The sequence below is a fragment of the Herpetosiphonaceae bacterium genome, from assembly GCA_036374795.1.
In the GTDB taxonomy this organism is placed as follows: domain Bacteria; phylum Chloroflexota; class Chloroflexia; order Chloroflexales; family Kallotenuaceae; genus LB3-1.
The window spans coordinates 36,567-49,151 of sequence record DASUTC010000159.1 but is presented as its reverse complement, the minus strand read 5'-3'; the positions used below and the strand labels follow the sequence as shown (position 1 = coordinate 49,151).

General features: G+C 64.5%; 13 protein-coding genes. 10 read left to right on the top strand and 3 right to left on the bottom strand.

What is annotated here, in order from left to right; all coding sequences use genetic code 11:
* From VFZ66_11565 to VFZ66_11520, 10 genes are all read left to right on the top strand, one after another.
* Positions 1-1,721 (top strand): CotH kinase family protein (locus tag VFZ66_11565; GenBank protein HEX6289824.1); only part of this gene is annotated, 1,721 nt, incomplete at its 5' end.
* Positions 1,722-1,891: 170 nt separating this feature from the next.
* Positions 1,892-2,725: an MBL fold metallo-hydrolase gene (locus VFZ66_11560; protein ID HEX6289823.1), complete on the top strand. Its 834-nt coding sequence runs from the start codon at positions 1,892-1,894 to the stop codon at positions 2,723-2,725.
* A gap of 147 nt (positions 2,726-2,872) precedes the next feature.
* The gene (locus tag VFZ66_11555; protein ID HEX6289822.1) at positions 2,873-3,454 is read left to right on the top strand and encodes a hypothetical protein; all 582 of its coding nucleotides are present in this window, start codon (positions 2,873-2,875) and stop codon (positions 3,452-3,454) included.
* Between the two features lie 129 nt (positions 3,455-3,583).
* Positions 3,584-4,666, top strand: a complete 1,083-nt coding sequence (gene hisC / locus VFZ66_11550) for a histidinol-phosphate transaminase (protein HEX6289821.1) — start codon at positions 3,584-3,586, stop codon at positions 4,664-4,666.
* Positions 4,667-4,803: 137 nt separating this feature from the next.
* On the top strand, positions 4,804-5,619 hold the full coding sequence (gene hisN, locus VFZ66_11545) for a histidinol-phosphatase (GenBank protein ID HEX6289820.1): 816 nt from the start codon (positions 4,804-4,806) through the stop codon (positions 5,617-5,619).
* Positions 5,620-5,646: 27 nt separating this feature from the next.
* Complete coding sequence (gene hisB, locus VFZ66_11540) at positions 5,647-6,237, top strand: imidazoleglycerol-phosphate dehydratase HisB (protein HEX6289819.1); 591 nt, start codon at positions 5,647-5,649, stop codon at positions 6,235-6,237.
* Positions 6,234-7,493, top strand: coding sequence for a hypothetical protein (locus tag VFZ66_11535; protein HEX6289818.1), 1,260 nt, complete (start codon positions 6,234-6,236; stop codon positions 7,491-7,493). Before hisB ends, VFZ66_11535 begins: the two co-directional genes overlap by 4 nt.
* Before the next feature lie 177 nt (positions 7,494-7,670).
* A complete protein-coding gene (locus tag VFZ66_11530; protein ID HEX6289817.1) occupies positions 7,671-8,318 on the top strand; it encodes an LON peptidase substrate-binding domain-containing protein in 648 nt (215 codons plus the stop codon).
* A gap of 91 nt (positions 8,319-8,409) precedes the next feature.
* Positions 8,410-8,694 carry a DUF503 domain-containing protein gene (locus VFZ66_11525; GenBank protein HEX6289816.1) on the top strand — a complete coding sequence of 95 codons (285 nt, stop codon included), beginning with the start codon at positions 8,410-8,412 and terminating at the stop codon, positions 8,692-8,694.
* 34 nt (positions 8,695-8,728) lie between these two features.
* Positions 8,729-9,778 (top strand): ATP-binding protein, encoded by a 1,050-nt coding sequence (locus VFZ66_11520; GenBank protein ID HEX6289815.1) that lies wholly within the window; start codon positions 8,729-8,731, stop codon positions 9,776-9,778.
* Between the two features lie 34 nt (positions 9,779-9,812).
* Here the strand turns inward: VFZ66_11520 and msrA are convergent, their stop codons facing one another.
* From msrA to VFZ66_11505, 3 genes are all read right to left on the bottom strand, one after another.
* A complete protein-coding gene (gene msrA, locus VFZ66_11515) occupies positions 9,813-10,385 on the bottom strand; it encodes a peptide-methionine (S)-S-oxide reductase MsrA (protein ID HEX6289814.1) in 573 nt (190 codons plus the stop codon).
* A gap of 279 nt (positions 10,386-10,664) precedes the next feature.
* Positions 10,665-11,138, bottom strand: coding sequence for a hypothetical protein (locus tag VFZ66_11510; GenBank protein HEX6289813.1), 474 nt, complete (start codon positions 11,136-11,138; stop codon positions 10,665-10,667).
* 102 nt (positions 11,139-11,240) lie between these two features.
* A complete protein-coding gene (locus tag VFZ66_11505) occupies positions 11,241-12,539 on the bottom strand; it encodes a hypothetical protein (GenBank protein HEX6289812.1) in 1,299 nt (432 codons plus the stop codon).
* Positions 12,540-12,585 lie beyond the last annotated feature (46 nt).

Here is a 12,585-nt window from a genome sequence, read left to right as displayed (position 1 = left end):
TCTGGCTCCAGATGGGCCATCTCGCGCCGCACGGCACCTACGTACATGTCTATCTCAATGGCCTCTACTGGGGCCTGTACAATGTCACCGAGCGCATCGACGAGAAGTTTCTCCAGGCGTATCTCGGCCTGAGGGAGACGGACTACGATGTGATCGAGGCCGACGAGGACCTGGATGATATTCCCGTCGCCGACGCGGGCACCGTCGACGCCTGGAACGAGGTGCTGTCGCTCGTCTCAGGCAGCGCTCCGATCAGCAACGCGCAGTATCAGACGCTTAAAACGAAGGTCGATCTGGCGAATCTCGCGGATTATTTCGTCCACGTCCACTATATCGCCAAGACCGACTGGCCGCATCATAACTGGAACGCCTACCGGCAGCGCACCGGGCCGGACACCCGCTTGAAGTTCATGCCCTGGGACAACGATAGCGGCCTGAACAAGGTCGAGGAGAACACGACGCTGATGCAAGACCTCAAGGGTCCGCCCGATGCGCCCGTGCATGTCTTCCTGCGCCTGACGACCAACGCCGAGTTTCGGCAACTGCTGGCCGACCGGCTTTTCAAGCACGTTGTCGATCCCACGGGCAAGCTCACGCCCGCCAACTGCACAGCGCTCTATATCCAGCTCGCCAGTATCGTCGACCAAGCCGTGATCGGCGAGTCCGCGCGCTGGGGCGACTACATGCGCGATAAGTACCCGCCGACCAACGAAGCGCCCAAGGGCTTTCCGGCCTATCTCCACAGCCGCGACCTGCCCAACAGCTACACCGATCCGGCGAATGCGGTCGTCGACGGCGAGCAAAAGACCTGGGTCGACGTGCGCAGCCAGAAGATCGCAAGCTACTGTCCCAATCGCAGCAATACCCTGGTAGGCCAGTACGTCGCCAACGGCTGGTATCAGACCACGCTCAAGCCGCCCGCGTTCTCGCAGACCGGCGGCGCGGTGCCCGCCAACACGACGCTCAATCTCTCGAACGGGCCTAACGGCGGCGCTGGCACGATCTACTACACCATCGACGGCAGCGATCCACGGGCAGAGTTTGGGGCGGTCGCGCCGGGCGCGCTCAACGGTGCCGACTCGGTCAACGTGGCGATCAGCCGCGTGATGACGGTGCGCGCGCGCGTGCTCAACGGCAGCGCGTGGAGTCCTCTCGCAGCGTATACGTTCTACCCGCCACAGCCCTTTGAGAATCTGGTGATCAACGAGATCCACTACAGCCCGGTCGCGCCGTCGTCGCCCGCTGGCCTGGACCCCGACGACTACGAGTTTATCGAGCTGCACAACAAAGGCGGCATTCCGCTGCGGCTGGATAATGTCTCGTTCTCGCGCGGCATCAGCTTTCACTTCCCGCCGAGCACGACGATCGCGCCGGGGCAATACCTTGTGCTGGCGAGCGAGCGCGGCAGCTTCCAGGCGCGCTATAGCGCTGCGCCCTTTGGCGACTACCGGGGCAATTTGTCGAACGAGGGCGAGGCGCTTGAGCTGATCGACGCGCTCGGCACGCCGATCGACTTCGTCGACTATCAGATCACGGCTCCCTGGCCGACAGAGCCGAACGGCAGCGGCAAGTCGCTCAGCCTGCTCAATCCCAACGCCGACAACAGCGCGGCGACGAGCTGGCGAGCCTCGATCGGCAGCGGCGGCACACCGGGCGCGGCCAACGGCCATCTGCCGATCAACCTGCCGCGTCGGGCGCTGATTCCGATCATCGCCAAATAACGATGCCTATCCAGCGGCCTCCGTTTACCAACCTCATCCGGTGAGCGGAGGCGGCGGCTCCGCCTCTCCGCTGTCTGCTCCCTCCCCCGACTCAACCCACGATCGGCGTGCGCTTGCCGCTGCCGCAGCGTGCGGCTATACTCCACACGAGGCACAAGGAGGGAGCAGCTATGACGATCCGCACGGGCGCGGCGCTGGCGGCGCAGATCGAGCAGTTGGCGGTGCCGCAGGGCATGGTCGCGCTGTGGGCGCTTGGACAATCCGGCTTTGTGGTCAAGAGCGGCACGACGCTGGCGGTGATCGATCCCTACCTCTCGGACGCGATCCGCGCGATGGGCGGGCCTGAGCGGCGATTCCCGCCGCCGCTGGAGTCCGACATGCTGCGCGGCGTCGATCTGGTGCTGTGTACCCACGAGCATCCCGATCATACCGATGTGGAGACGCTCAAGCCGCTGCTGGCCGCGTCGCCCGCTGCTCAGGTGGTTGTCTCGCCGCAGAGCAAGACGCTGCTCGCCGACGCGGGCATTGCCGGTGAGCGCATTCACGTGCCGCAGCTTGGCGCGGACTATACGATCAAGGATCTGCGGTATCGCGCGCTGCCCGCCGCCCACTACGATCTGACGATCGACGACGAGGGTTATTCGCGCTGGATGGGCTTTCTGCTCGCCTGGGGCGACATCACGCTGCTGCACACCGGCGATACGCTGCTCGTACCGGCGCTGTATCAGGCGCTCGATGGCCTGTCGGTCGATGTGGCGCTGCTGCCGATCAATGGGCGCGACTATCTCAGGGAGCGGCAGGACATCCTCGGCAACGTCCTGCCACGCGAGGCGACTCAGTTTGCGCACGACATCGGGGCCGAGGTGCTGATCGGCATGCACAACGATCTCTTTGCCACCAACCGGCTCAATCCGGCTGAGCTGTGGGACGATCTCGATCGCCGCTTTCCGTGGCAGCGCTGCCATCTCTTACAGCCCGGCGAGCTGTATCTGTATGTGAAGTAAAGAACAAAGGGCGAGAGAACAAGTGAACAAAGGAACAAAGGAACAAGGGAACACGTCAACAAGCAACGAACAAAGAACAAAGAACAAAGGGACGTGATTCAACTTTGAACTCGAAACTTTGAACTTGGCACTCGGAGGATGCACAGCATGTCTCGAAATTGGATCATTGGACTCGTCATGGTAATTGCGCTCGGCGTAGCGCTGATCGACGCGCCGTGCGTCTTTGCCTGCTCCTGCATGATGCCTGGACCGCCGCAGCAAGAGCTGGGCCTTGCCAGCGCCGTCTTTACGGGAACGGTGGCGCAGCAGACGGCACCGCAAGGCCCAGCCGTCAGCAGCGCAGATCCGGTCAACGTCGCCTTTCAGGTCGATCAGGTCTGGAAAGGCCAGGTGCCCCGCAGCGTGATCGTGCAGACAGCGCGGGATAGCGCAAGCTGCGGCTTCACGTTCCAGAACGGCGGCGAGTATCTGGTCTATGCCCAAACCATCGACGGGCAGCTATCGGTTAGCCTGTGCAGCCGCACCAGCCTGCTGGCAGACGCGCAAGACGATCTGGCCGCGCTCGGCCAGGGCACGCCCCCGGCGGGCGAGCCAGAGGGCGCAGCGCCGCCGAGCGCTGAGGCAGCGCCGAGCCAGCGGTTCGTTCTTGGTGCCATCGCAGCGGGCGTGCTCGTCGTGCTGGGCGCGCTGACGCTACTGGGCATGCGGCTGTACAGGCGGCCGACATAGAGGGCGGATCAGCCCGATCGACACAGCCGGACCCATCCGATCGGACGAGCGCGGCGACTAAAGAACCGGGCACGGCGCGGGCAGTGCTCGGTTCTTTGTTCTCTCGCTCCCCATGCTATAATCGAGCGCATGGACATTGCATCGCTTATCCGCCCGGATCTGGCCGCGCTGGAGCCGTACACGCCGATCGTGCCGTTTGAAGCGCTCAGCGAGCGCCTGGGCTTACCCGCAGACCAGATCGTCAAGCTCGACGCCAACGAAAACCCCTACGGCCCGTCGCCGCGCGCCGTGGAAGCTATCGCCGCCTACCCGTACTATGCCATCTACCCCGATCCCGATCAACTGCCGCTGCGCCGCGCCCTGGCGCGCTACACGGGACAGCCCGAGTCGCGCATTCTGTGCGGCAACGGCTCCGATGAGATCATCGATCTGCTGATGCGCCTGTTCCTCGCGCCGGGCGATGCCGTCGTCGAAGCGCCGCCGACCTTCGGCATGTACAGCTTCAATACCGGCGTCGTCGGAGGGCGCATCGTGCAGGTGCCGCGCGACGGGCACTGGAACGTCGATGTAGAGCGCATTGCAGAGGCCGTGCAGGCTGAGCGCGCCAAGCTGGTCTTTTTGCCCTCGCCCAACAACCCCGACGGCAGCATCTTGCCGCGCGCCGCTGTCGAGCGGCTGCTGGAGCTGCCCGCCGTGATCGTGATCGACGAGGCATACGCCGAATTTAGCGGCGCGAGCGTCGCGGATCTGGTCGGCACCGTGCCCAACCTGATCGTGCTGCGCACCTTCTCGAAGTGGGCCGGGCTGGCTGGCCTGCGCATCGGCTACGGGCTGATCCCGGAGCCGATCATCCAGCACCTATGGAAGATCAAGCCGCCCTACAACATCAACATGGCTGCCAACGCCGCCGCCATCGCCTCGCTCGACGATCTGCCCTACCTGATGGACAACGTGCGGCGTATCGTCGCCGAGCGGGAGCGCGTCTTTGGCGAGCTTCAGATGATCGCCGGGCTGCGGCCCTACCCATCGCAGGCCAACTTCATCCTGATCCGCCTCCACGACGGACGCGGCAAAGAGCTGAAGGCGGCGCTGGAGCAGCGCGGCATCCTGATCCGCCACTACAACAAGCCCGGCCTGAGCGACTGTGTGCGCGTCAGCATCGGCACGCCAGCCCAGAACGATCGGCTGCTGGCGGCGCTGCGTGGGCAGTAGCGTCTCGAGTTCCAGGTTTCAAGTTTCGAGTCTCCTGCTCTTGATTCTCGGTTCTCGGTGCTTGGTTCTTAGTTCTCTGTGCTCCGTTTGCTCTTTGTTCTTTGTTCTGTTGTTCTTTGTTGTGTTCCGAGGTTATCATGCGCGACGAACCGATCCGGCAACTACTGGATTTTGCCCAGGAGTTGGCCTGGCAGGCCGGCAAGATCACGCTGGCCTACTTCGGCACCGGGGTTGTGCCAGAGACGAAGGTCGATCTCACGCCCGTGACGATCGCCGACCGGCAGGCCGAGCAGCGGCTGCGGGCGATGATCGAGGCGCGCTTTCCCGATCACGGCATCCTAGGCGAGGAGTACGGCGAGGCCAATCCGGGCGGGCGCTACCGCTGGATTCTCGATCCGATCGACGGCACCAAGTCTTTCGTGCAGGGCGTGCCGCTCTACGGCGTGCTCGTGGGGCTGGAGCGCGACGGCGAGCCGATCGTCGGCGTGTGCTTCCTCCCGGCGCTGGGCGAGATGATCGCGGCGGCGCGCGGCGAGGGCTGTACGCTCAACGGGCGGCGGGCGCAGGTCAGCAACGTTGCGCAGCTTGCCGACGCGGTGATGCTGGCGTCGGATACGCGCTCGTTCGACGAGCACGGGCGCGGCGCGGCCTATCGCGAGCTCGAGCGGCGGACCAAGTTCGGGCGCACCTGGGGCGATTGCTACGGCCATATCCTGGTGGCGACGGGCCGCGCCGAGATGATGCTCGATCCGATCATGAACTCGTGGGACTGTGCCGCGCTCCTGCCGATCGTTCAGGAGGCGGGCGGCACCTTCACCGACTGGCGCGGCGTCTCCACGATCCACGGCGGCAGCGCGCTCTCTACCAACGGGCTGCTCTTCGATGAGGTGATGGAGATTATCGAGAAAACAAAGATCAAAGAACAAAGAACAGAGAATAACCTTGAACTTTGACTTTGAACTCAAAACCGAGGAGCTTCCATGCCACGGACGGCGACCATCGAGCGCACGACCAAAGAGACGGAGATCACGCTCACGCTGAATCTCGACGGCAGCGGCCAATCGACGATCAGCACCGGCGTGGGCTTTTTCGACCACATGCTGGAGCATATTGCCAGGCACGGCCAGTTCGATCTCACGGTCCAGTGTGTCGGGGATCTGCACATCGACGAGCATCACACCGCAGAGGACGTATCGATCTGCCTGGGCCAGGCGATCAGCCAGGCGCTCGGCGACAAGGCCGGAATCGTGCGCGCGGCGCATGCGTTCGTGCCGATGGACGAGGCGCTCTGCTTTGCCGCGATCGACATCAGCGGACGACCCTACGCCGTCGTCGATGCCGAGTTTCACACCGACCGCCTGGGCGGCCTGAGCACCGATCTGATCTGGCACATCTTCGAGACGATCGCGATCCACGCGCGCATCACGGCGCATCTGCGCGTCCACTACGGTCGCAATGATCACCACAAGGCAGAGGGCCTGTTCAAAGCCTTTGCCCGCGCCCTCGACGCCGCAACGCGCATCGACGAGCGGATTCAGGGCCAGGTGCCGAGCACCAAGGGCGTGCTGTGAGCAGCCCGCCGTCAGAGTCCGAGCTGGCGGGACGGCTGGCGCGGTCGCTCACGCCTGAGGTCTATCGCCTGCTGCAAACAGCAGCGCTGATCGGCCAGCAGCAGCGCGTGCCAATCTATCTGGTGGGCGGCCCCGTTCGCGATCTGGTTCTTGAGCAGCCGATCACCGACATCGATCTGGTGATCGAGGGCGATGCCTGGCCGGTTGCCGAGGCGTTTCACGCGCATGTCGGCGGCAGGCTGACCGAGCACGCCGCGTTTCGGACGGCGGCGGTTGAGATCGAGGTCGACGGCGCGCCCTTCGCGATCGATTTTGTCACCGCCCGCCGCGAGGTCTATCCCGCGCCCGCCGCGCTGCCGGTGATCACGCCATCGCACATCAAAGACGATCTGCATCGCCGCGATTTTACGATCAACACGCTGGCGCTGCGCCTGGACATACCCGATGTGAAGCTGCTCGACCCGTACGACGGCCTGCGCGACATTCGTCATGGCCTCATGCGCGTGCTGCATGATGATTCGTTCAACGACGATCCGACGCGCATCCTGCGCGGCGCGCGCATCGCCACGCGCCTGCATTTCGCCGTCGAGCCGCACACGACCGCGCTGATCGGCCAGGCGCTGGATGTCGCGATGATCGCGCGGACCTCGGCGCAGCGCATCTTGCACGAGCTATGGCTGCTGCTGAGCGAGCCGGAGCCGGAGGCCGCGCTGACGCTGCTGCATGCGTGGGGCACGTTTCCGCAGCTTGAGCTGGTCTGGAGCACCGCGTGGCTCCATCAATTTCCGGCGGCACGTGCCCTCCACCCGCCCGACGCGCCGCTGCCCCTGATCTACGTCGGGCTGCTGCTCTGGCCGATGGACGCGACGCGACGCGCGATCTTCGCCACGCGCTACAACCTGCCGCACGCCGAGCGCAAGCTGCTGCATGACCTGCCGCCCGCGCTGCCAGCGGCGCTCTCACAGCCGGATCTTCCGGCGACCATGCTTGAGCAGATCTTGCATCCATACAGCGCCGTCGTGCTGCGCGTGCTTCAGCTTGTCGCGCCGCCCGCGATGGCGGCACAGATTATGCGCTACCTCACCACGATCCGCCCGCTCCCTGCCCTGCTCTCCGGCGACGATCTGCGGGCGCGCGGTATCGCGCCGGGGCCGATCTATCGCGATCTGCTCCATGAGCTACGTCAGGCGCAGCTTGGCGGCACCATCACCACCCGCGACGAGGCGCTCGGCTGGCTGGCCCGACGATGGGCCTGACGCGCCGACAGGCCGGGCAGGTGCCGTGCCCAGAGGGCACCCGGCCCGGGGTGTCGCCCAAAGATTCCCCGTGCTGATGCAGAAACGCATGAGTCCTTGCCCGAACAGGCTCGTTGATTCTGCACTAACGCTTAAGCCGTAGTCGTGCTACGATGGTAGTAAAGAAAGGTGCCAATCATGGAACAATTGCTGGCGCTGTTTCCGCTGAACGTGGTGCTTTTTCCCGGCGCGATCCTGCCGCTGCACATCTTCGAGCCGCGCTACCGGCAGATGATCAGCCGCTGTATTCAGCTTAAGCAGCCGTTCGGCGTGGTGCTGATCCGTGAAGGCGAAGAGGTCGGCGGTCCTGTGGCCGAGCCGTACACCGTGGGCACAACGGCGGCGATCCAGAATGTGCTGCGCTTTCCCGATGGTCGGATGCTGCTCTCGGCGCAGGGCGAGCGGCGCTTCCGCATCCTCCAGATCATCCAGGACGATCCCTACCTCGTTGCATCGGTCGAGATGCTGGAGGACGAGATTCCGCCGGATGCGCCGGAGCTGGCCGCGCAGGTGCGCGAGCTCTACCTCAAGCACCGCGATGCCGTGACTCACGCGACGGGCGTGACGCAGCCGCTGGAAGAGCTGCCCGACGATCCGGTTGCGCTGTCGTACCTGCTCTCCGATCAGTTTCGGGTCGTCAACTACTCCAAGCAGCAGTTGCTCGAAGCCGATGTTGAGGAGCGCCTGGGTGCTATCGCCGAGGCGTTCGATCGTGAGCTGCGCTTCCTCCCGCAGCCGCCGCAGATGCCTGCCCGGACCAGCGACGGCCCCTGGACGCTGAACTAGCCACGATCATCGGCGCGCGTGCGGCCCGCTTTCGGCTTGAAGCGGGTACAATACCTCGTGCGTGTATTCTTCACTACCTGATTGAGAATCTATGATTATCGGAAGCCTACTGCTCGAACTCTTCATCCCGACCTCGCACAGCTTGAAGGACAAGAGAAGCGTGGTTAAATCGATCCTGCAACGGTTGCGGAACGAGTTTAACGTATCCACTGCGGAGGTCGATCAACAGGACCGATGGCAGGTTGCGGTGCTGGGCGTTGCGTGCGTATCATCCGATCGACAGTATGCCCACCAGCAGTTGCAGGCCGTAGTCGAGTGGGTATACAACAATCGGCCCGATCTCGAAGTCAGCCGCGCCGACATCGAAATCCTCTAAGCTCACGCGACGTCTGGTGGAGCAGCATCACACGATGGACCCGATCAACGTTTATCCGTTTCCCGCGCTCGTCGGCCAATCCGAGCTGAAGCTGGCGCTGCTGCTGGCGCTGGTCAATCCGGCGATCGGCGGCGTGCTGCTGGAAGGGCCGTACGGCGTAGGCAAGACCACCGCCGTGCGCGCGCTGCTCGATCTGCTGCCGCCCGTGACACGCTCCGTCTGCCACCACGGCTGCACGCCCGACGACGAGGCGATCTGTCCGGCCTGCCGCGAGCGTCTGGCCCGAGGCGAGGCGCTGGTCGTCACCGAGCCGATGCGGCTGATCGAGCTGCCGCTCAACGCGCGGCTGGAAGATGTCGTCGGCGGCGTGAACGAGCGGGTAGCGCTGGAGCAGCGGCGGGTCTTGCTGGAGCCAGGCGTGCTGGCGGTAGCTCACGGCAACGTGCTCTACATCGACGAGGTCAACCTGCTCGACCCGGCGGTCGTCGATGCGATCCTCGACGCGGCGGCGCAGGGCCGTACGTTTGTCCGGCGCGGCGCGATGGTCCGGCTCTTCCCGTCGCGCTTCGTGCTGATCGGCTCGATGAATCCGGAGGAGGGCCGCCTCCGCCCGCAGATCCTCGACCGCTTTGGGCTGCGTGTGTGGATGCCGCCGCTGGTCGCCGGGGCGGAGCGGCTGGAAGCGACCCGCCGCGCGCGAGCCTATCGCGCCGATCCCGTGGCGTTTCGCGCCCGGTTTCACGCCGAGCTGCACGAGCTGGCACAGACGATCGATCGAGCGCGAGCCGCACTTGCCGAGATACAGCCCGGCGAAGATGCCGAGCTGCTGGCGGTCGAGCTGGTCGGCGCGCTTCAGATCCCCTCGCATCGCGCCGAGATTGTGCTGCTGGAAGCGGCCCGCGCTCATGCCGCGCTGCACGGCCAGCCCGGCGCCACGCCCGACGATGTTGCGCGCGTCGCGCCGCTGGTGCTGCGTCAACGGCGCTCCGCCGCGATCGACGCCGAGGCCGAGCGCGTAGCCCAGGAAGACGCCGCGATCCGCCAGGCGCTCGACGCCGCACGCGCCGCCTGCTCATCCCACTGAGCGCGCCGGCACCACGGAGCCGTGTGATGCCGCCCTACTTCTTCAGCTTTTCGAGATGCTGCTGGCGAAACTTGGCAACCTTGGGCGCGACGACCGCCGTGCAGTAGGGCTGCCGGGGATTGCGCTCGAAGTACTCCTGGTGATAATCTTCGGCGGGATAGAACGTCTGCAACGGCGCTACCTCGGTGACGATCGGCGCGCTCCACAGCCGGGCGGCATCCAACTCCTTGATCGTCTGCTCGGCGATCGTCTTCTGCTCCGGCGTGTGGTAGAAAATCGCGGATCGATACTGCGTCCCGACATCCGCGCCCTGGCGGTTGAGCGTCGTCGGATCGTGAATCGTGAAGAAGATCTCCAGCAGCTCCTTGAACGAGACAACCTGCGGGTTGAATGTAATCTGGACCACTTCGGCGTGGCCGGTGGTGCCGGAGCAGACCTGCTCGTACGAGGGATTGATCACCCTGCCGCCCGCATACCCCGACTCGACCTGCGTCACGCCCCTGAGCTGATCGTACACCGCCTCCAAGCACCAGAAGCAGCCACCGGCCAGCGTCGCCACCTCCAGATTATCGCCCGAACGAGCCGATCGATCTGATCCTTGCGTCATAGCTCTTACCTTTGCCTTCGTTTGTCGTACCCTTGAACAGGCCGTAGCCTCGATCATCAATACGCAGCGCGCGTGCCCTGAGATGTGCAGTGAAGAACAAGGGAACAAGAGAACAAGAGAACAACGGAACAAGAGAACAACGGAACAAAGGGGACGGAGAACCAAGAACCACCTTCCCCCTCGCCTGCGCAGCGGGAGCGGGGGCGGGTGCCCTCTGGGCATGGTGATGGCCTGGAACTTGGAACTCGGAACTTGAAACTTGAAACTTGAAACTCAAAGCTAGGGCAGCCGCAGCAGGGGTCGGCCCTGGCTCAAAAACGGCCACGGGATCGCAATCAGGATCAGCAGCAGCACGACGACCATCAGGATCGTGCCGACCTTGAAACGCCTGCGGTCGCTTGTGAGACGACGGACAATCGCGTTCCCGGTATGCGACAGGCCGATCGCGATCGTCATCTGGAGCGGATGCTCAAGCGTAAAGAAGCGCAGCACACGATCCCTCATGATCACATGCATGCTGCTGCGGTCGAGCACGCTGCTGACCAGCGCGCCCGGCAGCAGGTACAAGATCGCGCCGAGGACGAACTGCACGCTGAAAATGAGCGCAAACCAGCGCATACTGCGGCGATCGGCGGCGCTCCATGCGCGATTGCCGCGCCAGCCACGCGCCAGCCGGTAGAGCGCCCACGCGCCGAATGCGAGCACCAGCCAGCGGTTCAGATTATGCAGCGCCAGGAAGATGGGATAGCTCATGGAATAGTTTATAGCATATTGCCCGCTCATGATCATGGTACAAGCTAAGCGGCCTCACCCGCGCGCGACGGATGAGGCCAGGACTCAGGATATGCCTGGTTTTTAGCGATCGACGTAGAGGATCGCGCTGCTGCCCTGCGGCGATGCGGCGGCAAACGAGGCTACCTCGCGCAATGCTCCGGCGTCGTTGATCGGCAGCTCATACAGCCGCTCCTGCGCACCATCCTCGACCAGCAGGAGCAGCGCGTCGTCGCTGCGCCAGAGCGGAGTCCGCAGCTTCATGAAGGCAAAGGGTAGCTCCAGCCGCATTGGCTCCGTGATCGCGGGACCGACGATGGTGTAGCTCGTAGGCGGCCCGGCGTAGGGATCGCTACCGGCCAGGTGCGGCTTATAGAGCAGCTTGCTGCTATCGGGCGACCAGGCCAGGCTGCTCACGCCGCCGGGCTGCTCCGGCTCGATCAGCGTGGTTTCGCCCGATGCAAGATCCTGGATCGAGAGCGAGAAGGTCGGATTTTCGATGCCTAGGCCAACCATGCCGCCCACGATCGCAAGCTGCTTGCCGTCAGGCGAGGGCACCGCGTAGACATACGGATCCTTATCCGAGCGGATCCTGCGCAGGTCGCCAGTCGCAGGATCGATCAGATAGATTCCTTCCGGCCCGCCATCGGTGCCGTAGGCGAAGCCGCCGACCGCGATGATGCCCTGCGGTGTCCAGGCCAGCGGCACGTACATCGGCATATTACTGCCCTGCTGCAAGACGCGCTGCTCGCGGCTCGCTAGATCGAGCCGATACATCCGCCAATCTTGCCCGGCATCGTTGTCGACGGTGAAGACCAGCGCGCTGCTATCATGCGCGAAGCGAATATGTCCGACATGTCCGTCTTGCGGGATGATCTGCTGCTCGCCGGTTTCGGTGTTATGCAGCGCCAGACCCGATGCTGCATCTGGCATCACCGGTCCGGCAATCCACGAGCCGTCAGGCGAAACCGCAATATCGAAGGTTCGCGTCTCCAGGCCCTCAACCTGGATCTCGCTCGTCGATCCATCGGACGCGACAGATAGGAGCTTCTCGCCGCGCGAGAGCACGATCGCATCGGCTTTGGGAGCGGGCTGGAATGTCGGCGTCGGCGCGGCTACCGTTGGTGTGGGTGCGGCTGCCGTCGGCGTCGACGTCGGCGCGGGCGCGGGGGTCTGCGTAGCGACAAACGTCGCGGTGGGCACGCTCGGCTGAGTGGGCGAGGCTACCGGCGATGGCGTTGAGGCCGACGCTGTGGCAGCGCCGGTGGTGGCCTGTGGGCGCTCCGGCGCTGCCGCGCTGTCGGTTGAAGGTCTTGGTTCGGGCGAGCCACAGCCGACGAGCAGGCTGAGCACGATCAGATAGCTCCAAAGAATATGTCGCATGGGGGACTCCTGGTGAGATGCGTTGTATGGAGATAGCGTAGCCGGA

Excerpts from the sequence above, each read along its gene's own strand:
- VFZ66_11560 (HEX6289823.1), top strand. The coding sequence starts at position 1,892 with ATGACGATCCGCACGGGCGCGGCGCTGGCGGCGCAGATCGAGCAGTTG.
- VFZ66_11555 (HEX6289822.1), top strand. The coding sequence starts at position 2,873 with ATGTCTCGAAATTGGATCATTGGACTCGTCATGGTAATTGCGCTCGGC.
- hisC (HEX6289821.1), top strand. The coding sequence starts at position 3,584 with ATGGACATTGCATCGCTTATCCGCCCGGATCTGGCCGCGCTGGAGCCG.
- hisN (HEX6289820.1), top strand. The coding sequence starts at position 4,804 with ATGCGCGACGAACCGATCCGGCAACTACTGGATTTTGCCCAGGAGTTG.
- hisB (HEX6289819.1), top strand. The coding sequence starts at position 5,647 with ATGCCACGGACGGCGACCATCGAGCGCACGACCAAAGAGACGGAGATC.
- VFZ66_11530 (HEX6289817.1), top strand. The coding sequence starts at position 7,671 with ATGGAACAATTGCTGGCGCTGTTTCCGCTGAACGTGGTGCTTTTTCCC.
- VFZ66_11525 (HEX6289816.1), top strand. The coding sequence starts at position 8,410 with ATGATTATCGGAAGCCTACTGCTCGAACTCTTCATCCCGACCTCGCAC.
- VFZ66_11520 (HEX6289815.1), top strand. The coding sequence starts at position 8,729 with ATGGACCCGATCAACGTTTATCCGTTTCCCGCGCTCGTCGGCCAATCC.
- msrA (HEX6289814.1), bottom strand. The coding sequence starts at position 10,385 with ATGACGCAAGGATCAGATCGATCGGCTCGTTCGGGCGATAATCTGGAG.
- VFZ66_11510 (HEX6289813.1), bottom strand. The coding sequence starts at position 11,138 with ATGAGCTATCCCATCTTCCTGGCGCTGCATAATCTGAACCGCTGGCTG.
- VFZ66_11505 (HEX6289812.1), bottom strand. The coding sequence starts at position 12,539 with ATGCGACATATTCTTTGGAGCTATCTGATCGTGCTCAGCCTGCTCGTC.